This window comes from Streptantibioticus cattleyicolor NRRL 8057 = DSM 46488 (assembly GCF_000240165.1).
Lineage (GTDB): Bacteria > Actinomycetota > Actinomycetes > Streptomycetales > Streptomycetaceae > Streptantibioticus > Streptantibioticus cattleyicolor.
This window is the reverse complement of sequence record NC_017585.1, coordinates 926,593-945,343: the sequence shown is the minus strand read 5'-3', so window position 1 is coordinate 945,343 and position 18,751 is coordinate 926,593. Positions and strand designations below refer to the sequence as shown.

At 74.8% G+C, this 18,751-nt stretch carries 19 protein-coding genes; 7 read left to right on the top strand and 12 right to left on the bottom strand.

Going from position 1 to position 18,751, the window contains the following annotated elements; all coding sequences use genetic code 11:
• Window positions 1–7: 7 nt before the first annotated feature.
• Complete coding sequence (locus SCATT_RS31880; RefSeq protein WP_014151235.1) at window positions 8–1,246, bottom strand: alpha/beta hydrolase; 1,239 nt, start codon at window positions 1,244–1,246, stop codon at window positions 8–10.
• Between the two features lie 158 nt (window positions 1,247–1,404).
• On the opposite strand from SCATT_RS31880, the gene SCATT_RS31875 reads away from it, so the two are divergent.
• Window positions 1,405–1,812, top strand: a complete 408-nt coding sequence (locus tag SCATT_RS31875; RefSeq protein ID WP_014151236.1) for a hypothetical protein — start codon at window positions 1,405–1,407, stop codon at window positions 1,810–1,812.
• 118 nt (window positions 1,813–1,930) lie between these two features.
• Complete coding sequence (locus tag SCATT_RS31870) at window positions 1,931–2,572, top strand: GNAT family protein (RefSeq protein WP_014151237.1); 642 nt, start codon at window positions 1,931–1,933, stop codon at window positions 2,570–2,572.
• A gap of 16 nt (window positions 2,573–2,588) precedes the next feature.
• On the opposite strand, the gene SCATT_RS31865 is transcribed toward SCATT_RS31870, so the two are convergent.
• Window positions 2,589–3,794, bottom strand: a complete 1,206-nt coding sequence (locus SCATT_RS31865; RefSeq protein ID WP_014151238.1) for a PucR family transcriptional regulator — start codon at window positions 3,792–3,794, stop codon at window positions 2,589–2,591.
• Window positions 3,795–3,973: 179 nt separating this feature from the next.
• Here SCATT_RS31865 and SCATT_RS31860 point away from each other — a divergent pair, with 179 nt between their 5' ends.
• A complete protein-coding gene (locus tag SCATT_RS31860; protein ID WP_014151239.1) occupies window positions 3,974–4,915 on the top strand; it encodes an SGNH/GDSL hydrolase family protein in 942 nt (313 codons plus the stop codon).
• A gap of 73 nt (window positions 4,916–4,988) precedes the next feature.
• Here the strand turns inward: SCATT_RS31860 and SCATT_RS31855 are convergent, their stop codons facing one another.
• Window positions 4,989–6,029 (bottom strand): NAD(P)-dependent alcohol dehydrogenase, encoded by a 1,041-nt coding sequence (locus tag SCATT_RS31855; RefSeq protein WP_014151240.1) that lies wholly within the window; start codon window positions 6,027–6,029, stop codon window positions 4,989–4,991.
• A gap of 184 nt (window positions 6,030–6,213) precedes the next feature.
• On the opposite strand from SCATT_RS31855, the gene SCATT_RS31850 reads away from it, so the two are divergent.
• Complete coding sequence (locus tag SCATT_RS31850; protein ID WP_014151241.1) at window positions 6,214–7,137, top strand: helix-turn-helix domain-containing protein; 924 nt, start codon at window positions 6,214–6,216, stop codon at window positions 7,135–7,137.
• A 122-nt stretch (window positions 7,138–7,259) separates the two neighbouring features.
• Here SCATT_RS31850 and SCATT_RS31845 read toward each other — a convergent pair whose 3' ends face one another.
• From SCATT_RS31845 to SCATT_RS31830, 4 genes are all read right to left on the bottom strand, one after another.
• Complete coding sequence (locus SCATT_RS31845; RefSeq protein ID WP_014151242.1) at window positions 7,260–7,952, bottom strand: RraA family protein; 693 nt, start codon at window positions 7,950–7,952, stop codon at window positions 7,260–7,262.
• Window positions 7,953–8,170: 218 nt separating this feature from the next.
• Entirely contained in the window at window positions 8,171–8,830 is a 660-nt protein-coding gene (locus tag SCATT_RS31840) for a GNAT family N-acetyltransferase (protein ID WP_014151244.1), read from the bottom strand.
• A gap of 61 nt (window positions 8,831–8,891) precedes the next feature.
• Window positions 8,892–9,479 carry a TetR/AcrR family transcriptional regulator gene (locus tag SCATT_RS31835; protein ID WP_014151245.1) on the bottom strand — a complete coding sequence of 196 codons (588 nt, stop codon included), beginning with the start codon at window positions 9,477–9,479 and terminating at the stop codon, window positions 8,892–8,894.
• Between the two features lie 114 nt (window positions 9,480–9,593).
• Window positions 9,594–10,715 carry an FAD-dependent oxidoreductase gene (locus SCATT_RS31830; RefSeq protein WP_014151246.1) on the bottom strand — a complete coding sequence of 374 codons (1,122 nt, stop codon included), beginning with the start codon at window positions 10,713–10,715 and terminating at the stop codon, window positions 9,594–9,596.
• A 141-nt stretch (window positions 10,716–10,856) separates the two neighbouring features.
• On the opposite strand from SCATT_RS31830, the gene SCATT_RS31825 reads away from it, so the two are divergent.
• Entirely contained in the window at window positions 10,857–11,600 is a 744-nt protein-coding gene (locus SCATT_RS31825; protein ID WP_014151247.1) for a TetR/AcrR family transcriptional regulator, read from the top strand.
• An 890-nt stretch (window positions 11,601–12,490) separates the two neighbouring features.
• On the opposite strand, the gene SCATT_RS31820 is transcribed toward SCATT_RS31825, so the two are convergent.
• Window positions 12,491–13,057 (bottom strand): GNAT family N-acetyltransferase, encoded by a 567-nt coding sequence (locus SCATT_RS31820; RefSeq protein WP_014151248.1) that lies wholly within the window; start codon window positions 13,055–13,057, stop codon window positions 12,491–12,493.
• Window positions 13,058–13,292: 235 nt separating this feature from the next.
• Between SCATT_RS31820 and SCATT_RS31815 the strand changes: the two genes are divergently transcribed.
• Window positions 13,293–14,408, top strand: coding sequence for a glycoside hydrolase family 3 N-terminal domain-containing protein (locus SCATT_RS31815; protein WP_014626931.1), 1,116 nt, complete (start codon window positions 13,293–13,295; stop codon window positions 14,406–14,408).
• Window positions 14,409–14,422: 14 nt separating this feature from the next.
• Here the strand turns inward: SCATT_RS31815 and SCATT_RS31810 are convergent, their stop codons facing one another.
• The 3 genes from SCATT_RS31810 to SCATT_RS31800 all read right to left on the bottom strand — a co-directional run bounded on the left by SCATT_RS31810 (window position 14,423) and on the right by SCATT_RS31800 (window position 16,535).
• Window positions 14,423–14,632 carry a ferredoxin gene (locus SCATT_RS31810; RefSeq protein ID WP_014151250.1) on the bottom strand — a complete coding sequence of 70 codons (210 nt, stop codon included), beginning with the start codon at window positions 14,630–14,632 and terminating at the stop codon, window positions 14,423–14,425.
• Window positions 14,629–15,855 (bottom strand): cytochrome P450, encoded by a 1,227-nt coding sequence (locus SCATT_RS31805; RefSeq protein WP_014151251.1) that lies wholly within the window; start codon window positions 15,853–15,855, stop codon window positions 14,629–14,631. The genes SCATT_RS31810 and SCATT_RS31805 overlap by 4 nt, the downstream gene beginning before the upstream one ends.
• Before the next feature lie 152 nt (window positions 15,856–16,007).
• A complete protein-coding gene (locus tag SCATT_RS31800) occupies window positions 16,008–16,535 on the bottom strand; it encodes a hypothetical protein (RefSeq protein WP_014151252.1) in 528 nt (175 codons plus the stop codon).
• 286 nt (window positions 16,536–16,821) lie between these two features.
• Here SCATT_RS31800 and SCATT_RS31795 point away from each other — a divergent pair, with 286 nt between their 5' ends.
• On the top strand, window positions 16,822–18,042 hold the full coding sequence (locus tag SCATT_RS31795) for a cytochrome P450 (protein ID WP_014151253.1): 1,221 nt from the start codon (window positions 16,822–16,824) through the stop codon (window positions 18,040–18,042).
• 24 nt (window positions 18,043–18,066) lie between these two features.
• Here the strand turns inward: SCATT_RS31795 and SCATT_RS40000 are convergent, their stop codons facing one another.
• Window positions 18,067–18,693, bottom strand: coding sequence for a TetR/AcrR family transcriptional regulator (locus SCATT_RS40000; protein ID WP_014151254.1), 627 nt, complete (start codon window positions 18,691–18,693; stop codon window positions 18,067–18,069).
• Window positions 18,694–18,751 lie beyond the last annotated feature (58 nt).

Below are 18,751 nucleotides of genomic sequence, written 5' to 3'. Positions count from 1 at the left end.
CGCGCGCTCAACACACCGGCAGGTGACGGGCGAAGAACGCGCGCAGCACACCGCGCACCAGCGGCACCGACACCGCCGGGTCCGCGGTGCCGACCAGCGCCGCCCGGTCGGCGGGGGCCATCACCCCGGCGGCCCGCAACCACGGGGCGTACGCGGCGTAGTCGGTGAAGATCCAGTGCGCGGTGTGGTCCAGGCGCCGTCGGGTGACGTGGCGGGGTGACCGGGCGAGCAGCGCCGACCAGGAGCGTTCCAACTCCGCGCGGTGGCCGAAGCCTTCGGTGGCGACGAGCAGCAGCGGCCGGTCGACGCCGTGCTCGGCGACCGGGTAGAGCGGACCGGGCCGGCCGGGCGCGGACCCCGGCTGGTCCAGGTAGCCCTCCAGGTTGACCGCGGCGCGGACGTCCCGGTTGTGGTGGAGCGTCTCGGCGGCCACCGTGCCGCCCGCCGAGTGGCCGTAGACCCCGATCCGCGCCGGGTCGATCGTGTGCCCGAGGCCTTCCGGCAGCGGACGCCGTTCCGCGTCCGGGTCGGCTCCGGCGGCCAGGGCGCGCAACCGGCCCAGCACGAACCGCAGATCGGCGAGGCGGGTGTCGATGGCGGTGCGGAAGAGCGCCGGGTCGGCCCTGGGGTCGCCGCGGAACACGGTGGTGCGGACCGTGCCGCGGTAGGCCGTCGGGTACGGGAACTCCACCTCGCCGGCGTCGCCGGGGTGGTCGACGGTGACCACGACGTAGCCGTGGGAGGCGAGTTCCTCGGCGAACGAGGTGCCGATGGTGCGCGGGTCGAGGCCGCCGGGGCTGTGGAGCAGCACCGGCCGGCGGTGGCCGAGCGCGGGGGCGCCGAGGTGTGCGTGGCCGGTGACGGCCGCCCAGTCGACGCCCGAGGCCGGCAGGTGGTGGACGTAGGCGTCGATCTCGCCGAACACCCGTGCCGCGCCCGGCGAGAACACCCGGGCGAGCGGCCGGCCGTCCACCGCGCGGGCCGGGTAGTGGACGGTGACCATCACCTCGCGGACCGGGATCGCCTCCCACGGGTCGGGCCGGGAGTGGTCGACCAGGTGGAGCGCGGTCACACCGACCGGGTGGGGTCCGGTGGGAACAGGCAGCGGCGGGACGAGTCCGGTCGCCGGTGACTGGGCGCGGGCGGGCGCGGCGGCGAGGGCCGGGGGCGCGGCGGCGAGCGCGGCGCCCTTGAGCAGGGTGCGCCTGCCCACCGGGTACCCGCGCGGTTCGGTGTCCTGGGCCATGGTGTGCTCCTCGGGGTGGTCGGGCCCTCCCGGGGCGAACAGCGGTGGCGTCCGGGCGACAATGGGAGGGCGTGGCCCGATGGTGGCCCGCGGGCGTCGGCGGCGGCGATGGTTGAGGCGGTGCCCGAAACGATGGACGACACGCCACGGGGAGGGTAGTGCTCCGGATCCGGCTCACGGCGGCCGACTTCGCGTCGGTGCGGTTCGCGCCGCGTCCGGCGCCGTTGCAGGAACTCAACACGGCGTTCCTGACGCTCTTCCGGCCGGACGGCGCGGTGCTGCTGGCACGCTGGCGGCGCCGGGTGCTGGGGGCGTTGCCGCCGACCGCCGGGGCGCTGGGGGAGGTGGTCCGCCGTGTCCGCGCCCCGGCGTTCCTCGACGTGTTCGCGGACTCGCTGCCGGAGGCGCTGGACGAGGTGCGGTCGGCCCGTCCGGAGCTGGTCCGCGCCGAGCTGGAACGCGTCCACGCCGGCCGCCCGGCGCCGCCGGCCTGGGTGCGCGATCTGCACCGGGGTGACGCCGACGCCTGGCGGCCGTTGCTGCGGGCACAGCGGTCCGAGGGATGAGGGCCGGGCCCGGCCGCAGTCGAAGCAAGGCGGAGCCCGACCCTCCGGCCCCGGTACCGTGACGTCGGCCGGGCCGTGACAGGGTGGGGCCGACGGACGGCGAGTTGGGGAGGCGGATGTGGACGGGGCTCTGGCGCGGATACTCGACGCGGCGGCGCGGGGGGAGTTCCCGCCGCCGGACGGTGGTGTCACCGTGGTCCCGCAGCCCGCTCCCCGGGACGCCGGGGTGATCGCGTTCACCGCGCACTCCGTGGTCTTCACCGACGAGGATCCGCACTGGGTGCGGGCCACCGTGGCGGCGCTGGACTGCGATCCGCTGGCGGCCACCATGAACCCGCGTTTCCTCACCGCCCTGCTGGACCGCACCGGGCGCGCCAACGACACCGTCGATCTGCTCACCGTCGCCTCCGCGCTCCCCGGCGAACCGCCGCTGGCGCTGCGGGAGATCGAGGACCCCGGGCACCCCCGGGTGGCCCGGGCCCTCACCCGCCGTGACGAGGTGCGGGTGTGGACGGCCGACGGCGGTGTGGTGGTTCTCGGCCGGGGGGTGGCCGGCCGCTGGGAGACCTCCGTCGAGGTGGACGAGCCGGAACGCCACCGGGGCCTGGGCCGGGCGCTGGCCACCGCCGCCCGCCATCTGATACCCGCGGGCGACGTGGTCTGGGCCCAGCAGGCCACCGGCAACGCCCGCAGCGTCCGGTCGTTCCAGGCCGCCGGCTACCGTCCGGTGGGCGCCGAGGCGTTGTTCCTGCCGCGGTAGCCGGCGCGCGGCGTCCTCACCGGTCGGGGGCGGCGGACGGCAGGCGCAGCGCGCGCAGCGCCACCGCGAGGTCGGCCACCGCCCGAGGATCGCGCAGCGAGCGCCCGGTCAACTCCTCCGGCCTGCGCAGCCGGTAGCGCACGGTGTTGCGGTGGCAGTACAGCGAGCGGGCCGCCTCGGCCACCGAACCGGCCGCCGCGTACCAGTGCTCCAACGTCTCCAGCAGCCGGTCGCGTTCGGCGGCCGGCAGTCGCGTCACCCGTTCCAGTACGGTCCGCGCGATCCGCCGCGCCTCGTCCGGCGCCGCCGCCACCAGCAGCGCCACCGGGCTGTCGTCGAACCGCGCCACCCCCGGCGCCCGGTCCGGGGTGAGCCCGGCCAGCGCCAGCCGGGCCAGCCGCAGCGCCCGGGGCGTTCCGGTGAGCGAACGGTAGGCCGGGCTGACCCCGGAGCGCGCCTGGGGGAACCGGCCGAGCGCCGCCAACACGGCCTGGTCGCCGTCGGGTTCGGCCAGCGCGACCACCCCGGCGTGCAGGCCGGGCAGCAACCGCCAGGCGGACCGCAGCCCTTCGGCGCGCAGCCGCGACTCCACCCCGGGCAGCGCCTCCCGGCCGGGCGCCGGAACCTCGGCGGCGACCACCACGAACGGCCCAGTGGCGGGCAGCCCGAGCACCCCGGCCGTCTCCCACAGCGTGGTGGGGTCGGTGAGCATGCCGGTGAACAACGCCTCGACCAGCACCGAGCGTTCGGTCTCCCGACGCAGCAGCCGCTCGACGGCGGCCTGGCGGTATGCGTCGCCGGCCGCCGCCGCCAGTCCCTCGTTCACCCACCAGGCACCCAGCGCGACGATGGTGTCGGCGGTGACGCCCTCGGCGGTGCGGGCGGCGGCGGCCAGTTCGGACCACAGGAACTCGGAGCCGATCCGGTAGGCGTGCAGCAGTTCGGCCAGCGGCGCGCCCTGCCGGGCCCGTCGGCGTCCGGTCTCCTCGGCCTGCCCGAGTCCGCCGAGGGCGTCGCCGTCGGCGAGGCGGCCGAGGACCAGCTCGGTGTTGCGTCGGCACGAGGCGGTCAGCTCCCCGAACGGCACCCGCTCCTCGCCGCGGTAGTGGGCCACCTCGGCGCGGATCCGGCGGGCCATCCGGCAGCCCAGCTCGGCCGCGCGGTCCAGCAGCGCGGCGGCCACCGGGGCGATCTCGGCCGGAGGGGCGGGGGCACGGGTCATGTCCGGCAGGTTACCGACGGGTTGGCGGCCCGTGGCGGTGTTGTGCCGGAGGACAACGCGCACCCGGCCACCGCTGTGCGCCGGCACATGGTCCGCCCGCCGGGGGCCCGGGAGGATACCGGGAACGTTACCGGCCGGTTTCGACGTCCACTCCCCCTCGATCCCCCTCGGGAGGAACCGTGCCCACAGCCGCAGCCGACAGCACGAGGACCGCGCGGACCGGCCGGACCGGCCGCCGCCGCAAGGCCGCCGCCGCACTCGTCGGCGCCGCCCTGCTGGCCGGCGCGCTGACCGGGGTCCCGGCCCCCGCCCAGGCCGCCGAGGCGTCCGGGACCGCCTTCGTCACCGGCAGGTACGTCGCGCTGGGTGACTCCTACGCGGCCGGCGCCGGCATCCCGGCGCTTACCGCCGGGATGTGCCTGCGTTCCGACCACGACTACGGCACGCTGGTGGCGGGCGGCCTGCGGTCGCCCGCGTACACCGACGTGACCTGTGCGGGTGCCAAGGTGGCCGCGCTGACCTCGGCGCAGACCGACGGCGGCGCGGTGGTCAACGGGCCGCAACTGGCCGCCGTCGCCCCGGACGCCACCTTGGTCTCCCTCACCGTCGGCGGCAACGACCTCGGCACCTCCGACTTGGGCTTCGCCGACGTGGTGGCCGCCTGCTCCGCGCTCGCCGTCACCGACCCGCTGGGCACCCCCTGCCAGGACGCCTACGGCGACACGCTCACGCGACGTGTCGACGCGGCGGCCCCGCGACTCGCCGATGCCCTGCGGCTCATCCACCTCCAGGCGCCCCGGGCCACCGTGGTGGTCGCCGGCTACCCCGCGGTGCTCCCCGCGGAGCCCTCGTCGTGTCTGGGCAAACTCCCGGTCACCGGGGGCGACTTGAGATATCTGCGGTCCGTCCTGGACCGGCTCGACACCATGGTCGCGCAGACCGCCGGTGCCGGCGGAGCCGTCTACGCCGACACCATGGCGGCGACCACCGGGCACGACACCTGCTCGGCCGATCCGTGGATCGAGGGGCTGCTGCCCGCCTCCCCCGCCCTGCCGCTGCACCCGGACGCCACCGGGGAACGCGCCATGGCCGACGCGGTGCTGCACGCCCTGGGCCGCTGAACGCGGCACCGCCCGGCCCGGGGCGCGCGAAGGCGTCCCGGACCGGGCGGTGCGGTGTCCTGGCCGGAGCCGGTCAGATGGTGGAGGTGTCGATCACGAACCGGTAGCGGACGTCGCTGGCGAGCACCCGCTCGTACGCCTCGTTGATCCGGTCGGCGGAGATCAGCTCTATCTCGGCGCCGAGGCCGTGCTCGGCGCAGAAGTCCAGCATCTCCTGGGTCTCGGCGATGCCGCCGATGAGCGAACCGGCGAGCGTCTTGCGGCCGCCGATGAGGGAGAAGAGGTTGAGCGACACCGGCTCCTCCGGGGCGCCCACGTTGACCAGCGCGCCGTCCGTCTTCAGCAGCGCGAGGTAGCCGCCGAAGTCCAGCGGAGCGGAGACCGTGGAGAGGATCAGGTCGAAGGTGCCGGCCAGTTCCTCGAAGGTCTTCGGGTCGCTGGTGGCGTAGTAGTGGTCGGCGCCGAGCCGCAGCCCGTCGTCCTTCTTGCGCAGCGACTGGCTGAGCACGGTGACCTCGGCACCGAGCGCGTGCGCGATCTTGACGGCCATGTGGCCCAGGCCGCCGAGGCCGATCACGGCGACCTTCTTGCCGGGGCCGGCGTTCCAGTGCTTCAGCGGCGAGTAGGTGGTGATGCCGGCGCACAGCAGCGGTGCGGCCACGTCCAGCGAGAGGCCGTCCGGGATGCGCAGCACGTAGTTCTCGTCCACCACGATGTGGCTGGAGTAGCCGCCGTAGGTGGGCTCGCCGTTGCGGTCACGGTCGTTGTAGGTCTGGGTGTTGCCCTCGACGCAGTACTGCTCCAGGCCCTGGAGGCAGTACTCGCACTCGCGGCACGAGTCGACGAAGCAGCCGACGCCGACCCGGTCGCCCACCGCGTACTTGGTGACCTTGGCGCCGACCTCGGCGACCACGCCGGCGATCTCGTGGCCGGGGACCATCGGGAACTGGCTCCCGCCCCAGCCGTCGTGGGCCTGGTGGATGTCGGAGTGGCAGATGCCCGCGTACTTGATGTCGATCCGGACGTCGTACTCGCCGACCGGGCGGCGCTCGACGGTGGTGCGCTCCAGCGGTGCCTTGGCGGACGGCGCGGCGTAGGCGGCGGCGGTGGTCATGCGGTGGGTTCTCCTCGGAGGGGACTGTCGTGCCGGCTTCCTGCTGTGCCGGGCACCGTGCCAGCCTGCCTCCACTCCCCGGGCACGACAAGATCACTGCTTTGCCTACGACCAGTGTGCCTACCACTGGCAGGCTTACCCTCGGCCCGCGTACGTCCAGCGGCGCCCAGGGATACTGGAGAGTATGAACGTGGAGCCCGACGTCACGCCCGAACCCTTCGGCCAGGCCGGTGCGCCGCTGGACCGGCGGGCCGAGCTGAGCGAGTTCCTGCGCACCCGCCGGGCCCGGCTCAAGCCCGAGGACGTCGGGCTGCCCGGTTCCTCCCGGCACCGGCGGGTGCCGGGGCTGCGCCGCGAGGAGCTGGCACAACTGGCCGGGATCTCGGTGGCGTACTACACCCGGCTGGAACAGGGCAACGGACGCAACGTCTCCGCCGAGGTGCTCGACGCCATCGCCCGCGCGCTGCGGCTCAGCGGCGCCGAGCGCGCCCATCTGTTCCACCTGACCAACCCCGCTCAGCACCGCAAGAAGACACCGGCCCGGCCGCAGCAGGTCCGCCCCGCGCTGCGGCAGCTCCTCGACTCGCTGGAGGGCGTGCCCGCCTACGTGATGGGCCGCCGCGCGGACGTGCTCGCCTGGAACCGGATGGCCTCGGCCGTCTTCGGCGACTGGGGCGCGCTGCCGCCCCGGGACCGCAACTGGGCGCGGCTGGTCTTCCTGCGCCCCGGCTTCCGCGACATCTTCCTGGAGTGGGAGACCAAGGCGTACGACGTCGTCAGCTTCCTGCGGATGGACGCCGGGTGCCACCCCGACGACCCGCAACTGTCCGCGCTCGTCGGGGAACTGTCGGTGAAGAGCGAGGACTTCCGGCGGCTGTGGGCCACGCACGACGTGAAGGAGAAGGGCCACGGCGTCAAACGGCTGCGCCACCCCCTGGTGGGCGACCTCACCCTGTCCTTCGAGACCTTCCGGCTCCCGGACGACCCCGACCAGGCCCTGATCCTCTACCACGCCGAGCCGGGTTCGCCCTCCGCCGAGTCGCTGCGGCTGCTGGCGAGCTGGGGCGAGGACGCCACCCGCGCGGGAACCACGTCCCAGCGGCTGTAAGTCGTCGCACGACGAGCCGATGGTGCGCCGAACACCGTTCCGACGGCGACCCGGTGTTGACGACGGTCGCCACGGGGCCGCGTGGCGTACTGCCGCGGCGGGTCGACGGCGGGTGGGGCCGGTCACTCCTCGATGGCGCCGCCGACCCGCCGCAGGTGCTGCCGGAAGGTGTAGGACGGGTCGGCGGCCCGGCGGGCGAGGTAGTCGTCGAAGGCGGTCTGCCGGCGCAGGGTTTCGCCGGCCCGGATCCTGGCGGCCTGGTCGCGTTCGGTACGGGCGATGCGTTCCGCCGTCGCCAGCACCTCCCCGGCCCGGTCCCCGGGGACGAAGAGCACGCCGTCGTCGTCCCCGAAGACGACGTCGTCACCGGTCACGGTGTGTTCCCCGAAACGCGCCGAGACCAGCGCCTCCGGCTCACGCGGCAGCACCCGCGCCGGACCGGGCGGGTAGCTTCCGTACCCGAACACCGGCAGCCCGATCTCCACCAGCTCCGGGGTGTCGCGGTACAGCCCCCAGACCACGACCCCGGCCACCCCGGCAGCGCGGGCCTCCAGCACCGCCAGGTCGCCGATGCACGCCTCGTCCGTCCGGCCACGGTTGTCGATCACCAGGACGTCGCCCGGCCGGGCCGCCCCGAACGCCTCCAGGAAGACGTCCACGCTGCCGTAGTGGCGTACCGGCAGCGCCCGTCCGGCGACGCGGCGTCCGCGTACCACCGCCGCGATCCCGGGCGGCGCGGCGCGCAGTGGCACCCCCAGCCGTACGCAGGCGTCGGCCAGCAGCGGCGTGGTCACGTCGGCGAATGCCTCAAGCATGGCGTGCTCCCCGGCTCGGCCCGGCCACCGGTAGGGCCGGACGGCGATGCGCCGATCCTAGTGCCGCGTCAGCCAGGGCTTGCCCGGTGAGGAGCGCCGTCCGGTGTGGGTGCAGCGCAAGGCGCCGTGCCGGGCGTTGTGACGGGGCAGGCCTTGGCCGATGCGGCTGTTGGGCCGGGCCGGGCGGAGTCCGGCGGGGCAGGTCGCGGGGCGCCGGCTCAACTCCCATGCCGGGGGCGGCGGATCGGCGGTGCCGGGCCCGTACCGTCCCGCGCTCGGGCCGGTCGGCCGCCGGGCCGCTCCGCGCGGAGCATGGAGAAGATCACCTGATCGTGCCACCGTCCGCCACGCCATTGCGCGGAGCGCAGCACGCCCTCCCTGACGAAGCCCGCCTTCTCCAGCGCGCGCTGCTCGGCGAGGTTGGCGAAGTCCGTCCAGGCTTGGAGCCGTTCGGCCCGGGTGTGGTCGAAGAGGTACCCCGCCAGCAGGCGTTGGGCCAGGGTGCCTATGCCACGGCCACGCACGGCCGGCACCAGGCCGATCCCCAGGGTCCAGCAGGTCGAGGTGGCAGGGCGCCCCCAGGTGCCGGCGAACCACTCGACCCTGCCGACCGTCCGGCCCGCCTCCGCGACGGCGAGCACGCCGCCGTCGGGGCCGAGCAGGCCGTTCTCCGCGAACTGCCGACGCAGCCCGGCCGGTGAACCGAAGCCGAACCACTGGTACTCGCCGGTCCCCTCCGGCCCGCTGAACTCGCGCTCGAACAGGTCGAGGTCCCCGGCGGTCACCGGACGCAACGTGATCTCCTCGGGCACGGCACGACTCCTGATCCTCTCGACCACCAGGGCCCGGCCGCGTACGGCCGACGTGGGCAACGGCATCCGACTCTCCCACACGTCGAGCCGCGCCCGGCAGGATGCCCGGCGCAGCCGGACGGCACACCTAGCGCCGGGGGGCGTCCAGCAGGCGGGCGGTGAACTCTGCGAGTCGCGCTGCCACCTGATTCAGCGTCAGCTTGGCGGCGAGGTGTTCCACGAGGTCGGCGCGGACGGCGGCGAGCAGCGCGTGGGCGGTGAAGTCGCTGTCGGCGTCGGTGGCGTCCGGGAGGCGGCGCAGGGCGTCCCGGAGCGTGCGGTGCCACCAGGCGTAGTGGCCGGCCTGGTAGGGGCTGCCGCGGCCGGCCTCCTCCAGCGCGAGCGACAGCTGACGGTTGTCGAACTTGAAGCGGAGGATGGCGTCGAGCACGGCGGGCACCCGTTCCCGGGGCGGGGTGTCCGGGCCCAGTGGCGGCGGGCCGTTCTCCACGGCTTGCCGCAGCGGCTCGATCCGCGCCTCGACCACCGCGAGGATCAGTCCGGTGCGGTCGCCGAAGCCACGGAAGAGCGTGCCCTTGCCGACCCCGGCCGCCGCGGCCACGTCGTCCATGGAGACACCTCGCGGACCGCCACCGCGCGCGAACAGCTCGTCGGCGGCGGCGATCACGGCCTGCCGGTTGCGTTCGGCGTCGGAGCGCGCCTTGCGTTCAGCCATCGCCCTTCGCATCCCTCCGGTCGGAAACGGGTGCCGATCCGTTCCACTCAACCGGACCAACGGTCCGTATTCTATCGGCACCACGGGCCGGTGGCCGGGACGGGCCCCCGGCGCCTACCGGTCGCCGGCGAACTCGGCGACCAGGCCGTGCGGTGCGTCGTCGCCGAACATCAGCTCTTGGATGCGGTCGGCGTCGGCGGCCTCGGTGCCGCGGGTGAACATGGCCTGCTCGTACGCGGTGAGCGCGGCCTCGGCGTCGCCGGGGTGCGCGGCGAGGGCCGTGGCGAGTTCGGCCCCGTCGAGCATGGCGAGGTTGGCGCCCTCGCCGTTGGGGGCCGCGAGGTGGGCGGCGTCGCCGAGCAGGGTGACGCCCGGCACGCGGTCCCAGCGGTGCCCGGTCGGCAGGGCGTACAGCGGGCGCAGGATCGGCGCGGTGTCGCCGTCGGTGATCAGCGCGGTCAACTCCGGCGTCCAGCCGTCGAATTCCCGCGCGATCCGTGCGGCGGCCTCGGCGGGCGCGGTGAAGTCGACGTCCGCGAACCACCCCTGCGACCTGCGCAGCGCCACGTAGGTGTGGAGGGTCCCGCCGCTCTCCCGGTGGGCCTGGATCCCCTTGCCCGGGGCGAGCGCGAGCATCGACCCGCCGCCGATCGCCTTGGCGGTGGCCGGGTGCTGGGCGTCGGCGTCGAACAGGTAGGTCTCGACGAACGACGTGCCGGTGTACTCGGGCGTGGCCTCGGAAAGCAGCGGGCGCACCCGTGACCAGGCGCCGTCCGCGCCGACCAGCAGGGCCGTGGTGACGGTGGCGCCGTCGGCGAACGCCACCTCGTGGCGGCCCCCGCCGAGCGGGCGGACACCGGTGACCTTGCGCCCCCACCGGACGGTGCCGGCCGGCAGCGAGCCGAGCAGGATCTCCCGCAGCTCGCCGCGCTGCACCTCGGGGCGTCCCCCCGTGCCGTCGTCGGCCTTGTCGAACAGGACGTTCCCGGCCGGGTCGAGGATCCGCATCGCCTGGCGGCCCTCCAGGATGATGTCGCGGAACTCGTCCCTCAGGCCGGCCGCCTGGAGGGCGATCTGCCCGTTGTAGTCGTGGATGTCGAGCATCCCGCCCTGCGAACGCGCCGTCGGCGAGGGTTCCGCCTCATAGACGGTGGCCGCTATGCCGTTGACGTGCAGGACGCGGGCGAGCGTGAGGCCGCCGAGTCCGGCGCCGATGATCGTGACAGGGGTGCGCATCGCTGCGGCTCCTTGGGGATCGAGGCGGCCCGGTGAGCTTCGGCACGCCTGCCTGGCATGCCGTTCCATGTTGGAACGGCGCTCCATTCTGGAACGTCGCTCCATGCTGGAACGACGCTCCAGTTATGTCAAGATGTCGGCATGGCAACGCGGACGCGCCGATCACAGCGGCGCACAGAGGCGCTCTCCCGCGAGCGCATCGTCGAGGCCGCCGTCGAACTGCTCGACACGGTCGGTGAGAGCGGGCTGACGTTCCGGGCACTGACCGAGCGGCTCGCCACCGGGACCGGGGCGATCTACTGGCATGTGGCCAACAAGGACGAGCTGCTCGGCGCCGCCACCGAAGCCGTGGTCGGCGCCGCGCTGGCCGTCGAACCGGTCGCGCCTACGACGCCCGCCGCGCCCGCGGACTCCCCGCCTGACGAGATCCGCGCCGTCGCCCTCGGCCTGTTCGAGGCGATCGACGACCACCCGTGGCTCGCCACCCAACTCGCCACGCAACTCTCCCGCAGCCCCTGGGGCTCGGTGACCCCGCGGATCTTCGACAGCATCGGCCGACGCGTCCGCGCGCTCGGCGTGCCTGAGGACGGCTGGTTCACGGCGACCTCGGCGCTGGTCCACTACGTCCTCGGCGCGGCCGGTCAGAACGCCGCCAACTCCCGCGCCGACGGCCCCCCGAAAGACCGCGCCGAGTTCCTCGACGACGTCGCGACGGCCTGGGAAGAACTCGACCCCGACGACTACCCCTTCGCCCGGGCCGTCGCCGGCCAACTACGCGACCACGACGACCGCGAACAATTCCTCGCCGGCCTCGACCTCGTCCTCGCCGGCATCACCGCCCTCCACCCTCCCTCCAAGCCGACGCACCCCCCACACACCCCCTGAGCCACCCAGCGCCCGGTCACGGAGGCCACCGCAACGGCCCGTGTCGGAGACGAAGCGTCGTCGCCAACGACGCGGCCGCGCCCGGAAACCCAGCCGCCCGGCCCGGGCGCGCAGCCGGAGCCCACGCCGTGTTGCGTGGCCCACCGGACATGTGAGAGCCCCCGACGCCCGGCCGCTGCCCCTGACAGCGCGGCCCGCCACGCATCCGGGAACGCCCCCGACCACCCGCGCTCCCACCAGACGTGCACCATCGCTCGGCGCTCTCACCCGCAGCCCGGGCCGTCCGCCTCCCCACCACGTGCACTGCCGCGCCGACGGCCGAACCGCTCGCTCTACCGCGCTTCGAGCCGACGGCAGTTCGCCCGGACCGCGGGATCGGCCCGACGCGCCGACCCCGACCGCGCGGCCCCGTCCACCTCCACCCGGCCGCCTGCCGAGACCCGCTCGACATTGAGGGGCGCCCCCAACCTCCCGCCACTACCCATCCGGAGGCGCCCCGACCACCCACGCATCCGCCCCCGGCAACGCAACCCGTCGACCTCCACTCGCCCCCGGCGACCAAGCACCTCGGCGCTCCACCTCCACCTCACGCCCCGAGGCCTGCCGCACACCCGGGGCACCCCCAACGCCCCAACCTCCCGCGCGCCCGCCCCTCACAGCGCGGCCCTCCGAAGCCCGGGGCACCCCCAACCGCCCCGGCGCCGACCCCGGCAACCCGGCCCCGCCGCACGCCCCAGGCACCCCCAACCACCCCCGCCCCACCGAACACGCACACTCCCGCACTCCCACCGGCAGCCCTGACCATCCCCCCTCCCCCACCACATCCGCTGCCGCGCCCAGGGTCGGGCCGCGAGGGCGGTCCCACGCGTCGACCACGCCCGCGCTCGGCCTCACCCGTTTCCGGGGTTCACCGCCCCCGTGGCCGGCGCGGCGGGCGCGGGGTGGAGGGGGCGGTGGTAGCGGAGTTCGGGGAGTTCTGTCGGGCCGTAGTCGTCGTGCTGGACGGCTCCGTCCGCCGTGTAGCCGGCGGTTTCGTAGAAGTGGCGGGCCCGGGTGTTGTCGGCGAGTACCCAGAGCAGCAGGGTGCCGTGGCCCTGGTCGGCCGCGCGGGACTCGGCCGTGGCGAGAAGGGTGCGGCCGATGCCGGTGCCCATGAGGTCGGGGCGGACGTAGAGCGCGTAGAGCTCGCCGGCGTCGGGGCCGGGGGGACCGCCGCGGTAGGAGCCGACGCAGGCCCAGCCGGTCACCGTCCCGTCGGCGCCTACCGCGACGAGGTCGGTCCCGGGGCGGTCGGGGCGGCGGAGCAGCGCGCGGCGGCGTAGCGCGTCCTCCTCGACGGACATGGCGGCGAGGTAGGACGCGGGGACGATCCCGGCGTAGGCGTGGCGCCAACCGCCAACACGGATCGCCGATACCGCGTCGACGTCGGCCTCGGTCATCTCGCGGACGTGTGTCATCACGGCACGGTAGCCCGGTCCCCGGCGCCGTCGCCCCGGATTTTCCGCGGTGAAAGTCGCCGTCGGCGTCGGGCGTCGCCGCCGGTCGGACCGGCCGGGCGGCGGTGTGGACCAACGGCGGTGGGAACGCGGCCTTCCGGTACGGGGGACGGAGGCGTACGGTCGGCGCGTTATTGTCATGCACACGATTGCCGACGCGATGGGGCGGTGGGACGTGGACGCGACGCGGAACGGAATGTGGCCCCGGCGCGGGGTGCTCACGGCGGCGGGGGCGCTGGCGGCCGGAGCGGTGACCGGCGGAGGGCGGGCGCGGGCGGCGGTACGGGGATTGACCGGGACCGCCGTGTTGTCGCCACGCCAGCGGGCCGGCCAACGGGTCGTCTACTCCTACCCCGGCCCCACCCCGCCCGCCTCACTGCTGCGGGCGATCTCGGCGGGCGAGTGCGCCGGGGTCGTCTTCTTCGGCGAGAACATCTCCGACGAGGCCCAAATAGCCTCCGTCATCGGTCAGTTGCGGCAGGCCAACGCCGCCGGACCGGTCGGAGCACCGCTGTTGCTCATGACCGACCAGGAGGGCGGCGAGGTCCGGCGGCTGCCGGGCGCACCGGTGCCCTCCGAGAAGCGGATCGGGCAGTCCGCCGACCCGGCGGGGCAGGCCGCGAACGCCGGAACCGGTGCCGGGCGCAACCTCGCCGGCGTCGGCATGAACGTCAACCTCGCGCCCGTGCTCGACGTCTTCCGCGAGCCCGGTGACTTCATCGACGAGTACCAGCGTTCGTACAGCGACGACCCCGCCGTGGTGGCCGAGTGCGCCGCCGCCTTCGTCACGGCGCAGCAGGCCACCGGGGTGGCCGCCACCGCCAAGCACTTCCCCGGCCTCGGCGCCGCCACCCGCGCCCAGGACACCGACACCGGACCGGTCACGCTCACCCTGAGCCGGTCCGAGCTGCGTACGGTGGACGAGGCGCCGTACGCCGCCGCCATCGGCGCCCAGGTCCGGCTGGTCATGGTCTCCTGGGCGGTCTACCCGGCGCTCGATCCGCGGTGGCCGGCCGGGCTCTCCTCCACCGTGGTCCAGGGGGAGTTGCGCGGCCGGCTCGGCTTCACCGGGGTCACCGTCACCGACGCCCTGGAAGCCGGCGCCCTCCCCGGCGGGTACGACACCGGGCGGCGTGCCGTGCTCGCGGCCGACGCGGGGATGGATCTGCTGCTGTGTTCCGCCCGCGACACCGGCCAGTGCGACGCGGCCGTGACCGCGCTCGCCGCCGCGTACACCGGCGGGCGGCTCGACCCCGTCGCCTTCGACGCCGCCGTCCAGCGGGTCGGCGCGCTGCGGGCCGCGCTGTCCTGAGCGCACCGGGAGGGTCAGCCGGGCTCGCGGACGGTGACGGCGCCGGCCGGGCAGAGCGCGGCGGCCTCCCGGGCGGCACCGCGCAGCCGGGCCGGCGGGCGGGGCGTCACCAGCACCACCAGGCCGTCCTCCGGGTCCTGGTCGAAGATCTCCGGCGCGGTCAGCGCGCACATGCCCGCGCCGCAGCAGCGTTCACGGTCGACGGCGAGTTCCAACGGTCTCACCCCCGCTCCCAGGTGACCGGAAGCCGGTGCACCCCGTAGATGGAGGAGTCGGTGCGCAGCGGAACCTCCTCGGCCGGCACGGCGAGCCGCAGCGTGGGGAAGCGGCGGAAGAGGGCGGGTATGGCCACCCGCATCTCGACGCGGGCGAGTTGCTGGCCCAGGCACTGGTGGATGCCGTGGCCGAAGCCGAGGTGGCCGGTGGCCTTGCGGCGCAGGTCGAGGGTGTCGGGGTCGGGGAAGCGTTCCGGGTCTCGGTTGGCGGCCTGCACGGAGAGGGTGACGGTGTCGCCGGCCTTGATGAGGCGTCCGGCCAGTTCGACGTCCTCCAGCGCGGTGCGGGCGCCGGTGTGGGCGATGCTGAGGTAACGCATCAGTTCCTCGACGGCCGGGTCGGCCAGTTCGGGTTCGGCCCGCAGCGCCGCGAGTTGTGCGGGGTCGCTCAGCAGCGCGAAGGCGCCCAGGGAGAGCATGTTGGCGGTGGTGTCGAGGCCGGCGCCGAGCAGGAAGGTGCCGATGCCGGCGAGTTCGCCGTCGCTCAGCTCGGTCTCCCGGGTGAGGTCGCCGAGCAGGTCGTCGGTGGGCCGGGCCCGCTTGGCGACGACCAGGGTGTGGACGTACTCGTGGATCGCGGTGATGGCGGCGCCCTGGTCCGCCATGGTGGCGTTCTGGTCGTTGACGGTCGCCACGTGCCGCTGGAAGAGGTCGCGGTCGGAGTAGGGCACGCCGAGCAGCTCGCAGATCATCAGCGCGGGCACCGGCTGGGCGTAGGCGGCCACCAGGTCGAGCGGTCCGCCGGAGCGTTCCATCGCGTCCAGGTGCTCGGTGACGATCTCCTCGACGCGTTCGGTGAGCAGGCGCATGCGGCGGACGGTGAACTTGCCGGTGAGCAGCCGCCGGTAGCGGGTGTGTTCGGGGGCGTCGAGGCCGGTGAGGTCGCCGACCGGTGCCGGTGGCAGCTCACTGGTGGGCCCGCCGGGGAACGGGTAGTGCAGTATCTCGTAGCGGGAGCTGAAGCGCGGGTCGGCCAGGATCGCGCGGATGACGGCGTGTCCGGTGGCGAGCCATCCGACGTGGCCGTCCGGGTAGGTCATCGGGGTCAGCGGGTGCTGTTCGCGCAACCGTCCCAGCTCGGCGGGCGGGTCGAACGGGCAGCCGGCCGGCCGCTCCAGCGGCAGGGTGACGGGCTCGGACTGTGCGGCGTGGTCGACGGGGCAGGACGTCATGGCGGTCTCCGGAGGTGTGTCGGCGGGTGGTAACCCGGTGGTCCGGGTGATGGCGGGCGGAACGGTCATGGACGTGGCTCGCCGTTCGGGGGTGGCGAACTCGGGCATGGCTGTCCTGTCGGGTGAGGGGCTGCGGGGGGAGGTCGGCGGCATCAGCGCACCCAGCCGGTGTAGCCCTGGCCGCCGTGGCGGCGGGCGCGGCCGGCGGGGCGTCCGCCGCCGGGTTCCAGGGCGGCGGAGGCGGCGCGTACCAGCCAGGCGTTGACCGACAGGCCCTCGCGTCCGGCGGCGTCCTCGACCCGGGCCTTGAGGTGGGCGGGGAGACGGAAGTTGATCCGGGCCGTGCCGCCCTCGTCACCGTCGGCCGGAGGGGGCGGGGGCGCGGTGTGCGCGGACGCGCTGTCGTACCCCCAGTCCGCCTCGTACGCCTCCGGGGGCGGCGGCGGGACCACCACGAACTCCGGGTCGAGGCCGCGCAGCCGCACCTCGACGGAGCCGGGCGCCAGGTCCCGGGTGACCTCCGCCATGGCCGCCGACAGCGCGCTCAGCAGGGTGAGCCGGGCGGACGACTCCAGCGGCGCGGCGAGGCGTTCGGCCAGGGCGCGGGCTTCCTCGCCGCCCGAGTCCGCGGCGACCGCGATCTCGTGCCGGAGGTTGTCGACGTACGGGGTGAGATCCATGGCACCATCATGGCACATGTATGGCGCCACACGCGGAGCGTTTTTTCGGCCCGCGGCACCAAGGCGGCGTCCGCGCACGTCAACCACCCGACAGGCCACGGGCAAACACGGCTCCACCATGCGCCACCATGGCGCCAACCCGCCCACGCGGCTCCGCGCCCCACCCCCTTTGACACCCCCGCCGCCTTCACTATCGTGGCAGTCGTGCCACTTTTCGCGTCCGTCCACCGGCGGTCCGGCGCCCCGCGTTCCGGGGCCGTCGCCGCCAACGCCCTTGGAGGAAGCCATGGTTGACCGGACCGACCCCGCCGCCCCGCCCGGGATGCCGCGCGTGCGCCGGTGCCCGTACGACCCCGCCCCCGAGTACGCGCGGCTGCGCGAGGAGGCCCCGGTCAGCCGGATCTCGTTCCCCGGCGGCGGAACGGGCTGGCTGGTCACCCGCTACCAGGACGTGCGGGCGATGCTGGCCGACCCGAGGTTCAGCTCGCGGCAGGGCACCACGGCGCCGCAGGTGCGTCCGGTCCCGGCCGCCCTGCCCGAGCCGCCGCCGGGCGCGCTACTGCGGCTGGACGAGCCGGAGCACCGCACGTACCGGCGGCCGGTGATGCGCGCGTTCACCGTCAAGCAGGTCACCCGGCTGCGTCCGCGCATCCAGCGGATCACCGACGACCACCTGGACGCCATGGAACGCGACGGCGGGCCGGTGGACCTGGTGGCCGCGCTCGCGCTGCCGGTGACCTCACTGGTCATCTGCGAACTGCTCGGAGTCTCCTACGCCGACCGCGGCGCCTTCCAGGGGCTGGCCGGACGGCTCCTGGCCGTCGACATCTCGCCGGAGCAGTCCGCGCAGGACCGGGCGGCGCTCGCCGCCTTCATGACCGACCTGGTGGCCGCCAAGCGCCGCGACCCGGGGGACGACCTGATCAGCGCCCTCATCGCGGAGGCCGACGCCGACCCGGACTCGCCGCTGACCGATCACGCGCTCACCATCCTCGGCGCGTTGCTGCTCATCGCCGGCCACGAGACCACCGCCAACATGATCTCGCTGGGCGCGCTGACCCTGCTCGACCACCCCGACCAGCTGGCCGCCTGGCGGGCCCGGCCGGAGCTGGCCGACCGGGCGGTGGAGGAGCTGCTGCGTTACCTGACGATCATTCAGTTCGGGCTGGCGAGGGTGGCGACCGAGGAGGTGACGCTGGGCGGCCGGACGATCCGGGCCGGGGAGATGGTGGTGGCCGCGCTGCCGTCCGCCAACCGCGATCCGCTGATGGGCCTGGCGGATCCGGACCGGCTCGACATCACCCGCTCCCCCGCCCCACATCTGGCCTTCGGGTTCGGTCCCCACCAGTGCCTGGGTCAGCAACTCGCCCGCGCCGAGCTCCAGATCACCCTCGGCTCGCTCTTCGCCCGCTTCCCCACGTTGCGTACCGCCGTGCCCACCGCGGAACTCCCGTTCCGGGACGACATGATCATCTACGGGCTGCACGCGCTGCCGGTCACCTGGTGACCGCCGCCGGTGGGCGCCGGCGCGTCACGCCTGGGCGCCGGGTTCGGCGAGCACCGCGAACGCCGTCGGCAGCAGCCTGGCCACCGCGCCCACCGGCACCTCGGCGGTACGACGGCGCTGCCGCACCGTGCGGATCACCGCCCGGGTCGCCGACAGCGCCGCCATCGCGGCCACCGAGGCCCGCAGATCGGCGTCGGGGCCGGGCGGCACCCGGTCGGCGAGGAGTTCGGCGAAGCGCTCCTCACGCCGCATGAAGGCGTGCACCAGCCGGTCGGTGACCGCCTCCTCGGTGCCCTCCAGCGGATGGACGAGGGCCACGAGCGTGGACCGCGGCCCGTCCTGGAGCACCGCGAGCATCGCCTCGCGCAACGCGGGCAGCGGCGGTTCGGCGCGCGGCCGGCCGGCCAGTTCGGCTTCGAGCCGGTCGAAGAACTCCGCCAGATCGGGGAGCAGCAGGTCTTCCTTGCTGGCGAAGTAGCGGAAGAACGTGCGCGGGGAGACCCCGGCCGCCTCGACGATGTCGGCGACCGTCGTCCGCGCGAAGCCCTGTTCGCGGAACAACCGCGCCGCGGCCTTCCGCAGCGCCTGCCGGGTCTCGGCCTTCTTGCGCTCCCGCAGCCCCGCCGCGGGTACGTCACCGGATCCAGCCATGCCCACAGGGTAGCCGACCGCGAGGCCGCCCCCGGTGTCGCGGGGACCGCAAAGCCGC

Excerpts from the sequence above, each read along its gene's own strand:
- SCATT_RS31880 (WP_014151235.1), bottom strand. The coding sequence starts at position 1,246 with ATGGCCCAGGACACCGAACCGCGCGGGTACCCGGTGGGCAGGCGCACC.
- SCATT_RS31865 (WP_014151238.1), bottom strand. The coding sequence starts at position 3,794 with ATGACCCGTGCCCCCGCCCCTCCGGCCGAGATCGCCCCGGTGGCCGCC.
- SCATT_RS31855 (WP_014151240.1), bottom strand. The coding sequence starts at position 6,029 with ATGACCACCGCCGCCGCCTACGCCGCGCCGTCCGCCAAGGCACCGCTG.
- SCATT_RS31850 (WP_014151241.1), top strand. The coding sequence starts at position 6,214 with ATGAACGTGGAGCCCGACGTCACGCCCGAACCCTTCGGCCAGGCCGGT.
- SCATT_RS31845 (WP_014151242.1), bottom strand. The coding sequence starts at position 7,952 with ATGCTTGAGGCATTCGCCGACGTGACCACGCCGCTGCTGGCCGACGCC.
- SCATT_RS31840 (WP_014151244.1), bottom strand. The coding sequence starts at position 8,830 with ATGCCGTTGCCCACGTCGGCCGTACGCGGCCGGGCCCTGGTGGTCGAG.
- SCATT_RS31835 (WP_014151245.1), bottom strand. The coding sequence starts at position 9,479 with ATGGCTGAACGCAAGGCGCGCTCCGACGCCGAACGCAACCGGCAGGCC.
- SCATT_RS31830 (WP_014151246.1), bottom strand. The coding sequence starts at position 10,715 with ATGCGCACCCCTGTCACGATCATCGGCGCCGGACTCGGCGGCCTCACG.
- SCATT_RS31825 (WP_014151247.1), top strand. The coding sequence starts at position 10,857 with ATGGCAACGCGGACGCGCCGATCACAGCGGCGCACAGAGGCGCTCTCC.
- SCATT_RS31820 (WP_014151248.1), bottom strand. The coding sequence starts at position 13,057 with ATGACACACGTCCGCGAGATGACCGAGGCCGACGTCGACGCGGTATCG.
- SCATT_RS31815 (WP_014626931.1), top strand. The coding sequence starts at position 13,293 with ATGTGGCCCCGGCGCGGGGTGCTCACGGCGGCGGGGGCGCTGGCGGCC.
- SCATT_RS31805 (WP_014151251.1), bottom strand. The coding sequence starts at position 15,855 with ATGACGTCCTGCCCCGTCGACCACGCCGCACAGTCCGAGCCCGTCACC.
- SCATT_RS31800 (WP_014151252.1), bottom strand. The coding sequence starts at position 16,535 with ATGGATCTCACCCCGTACGTCGACAACCTCCGGCACGAGATCGCGGTC.
- SCATT_RS31795 (WP_014151253.1), top strand. The coding sequence starts at position 16,822 with ATGGTTGACCGGACCGACCCCGCCGCCCCGCCCGGGATGCCGCGCGTG.
- SCATT_RS40000 (WP_014151254.1), bottom strand. The coding sequence starts at position 18,693 with ATGGCTGGATCCGGTGACGTACCCGCGGCGGGGCTGCGGGAGCGCAAG.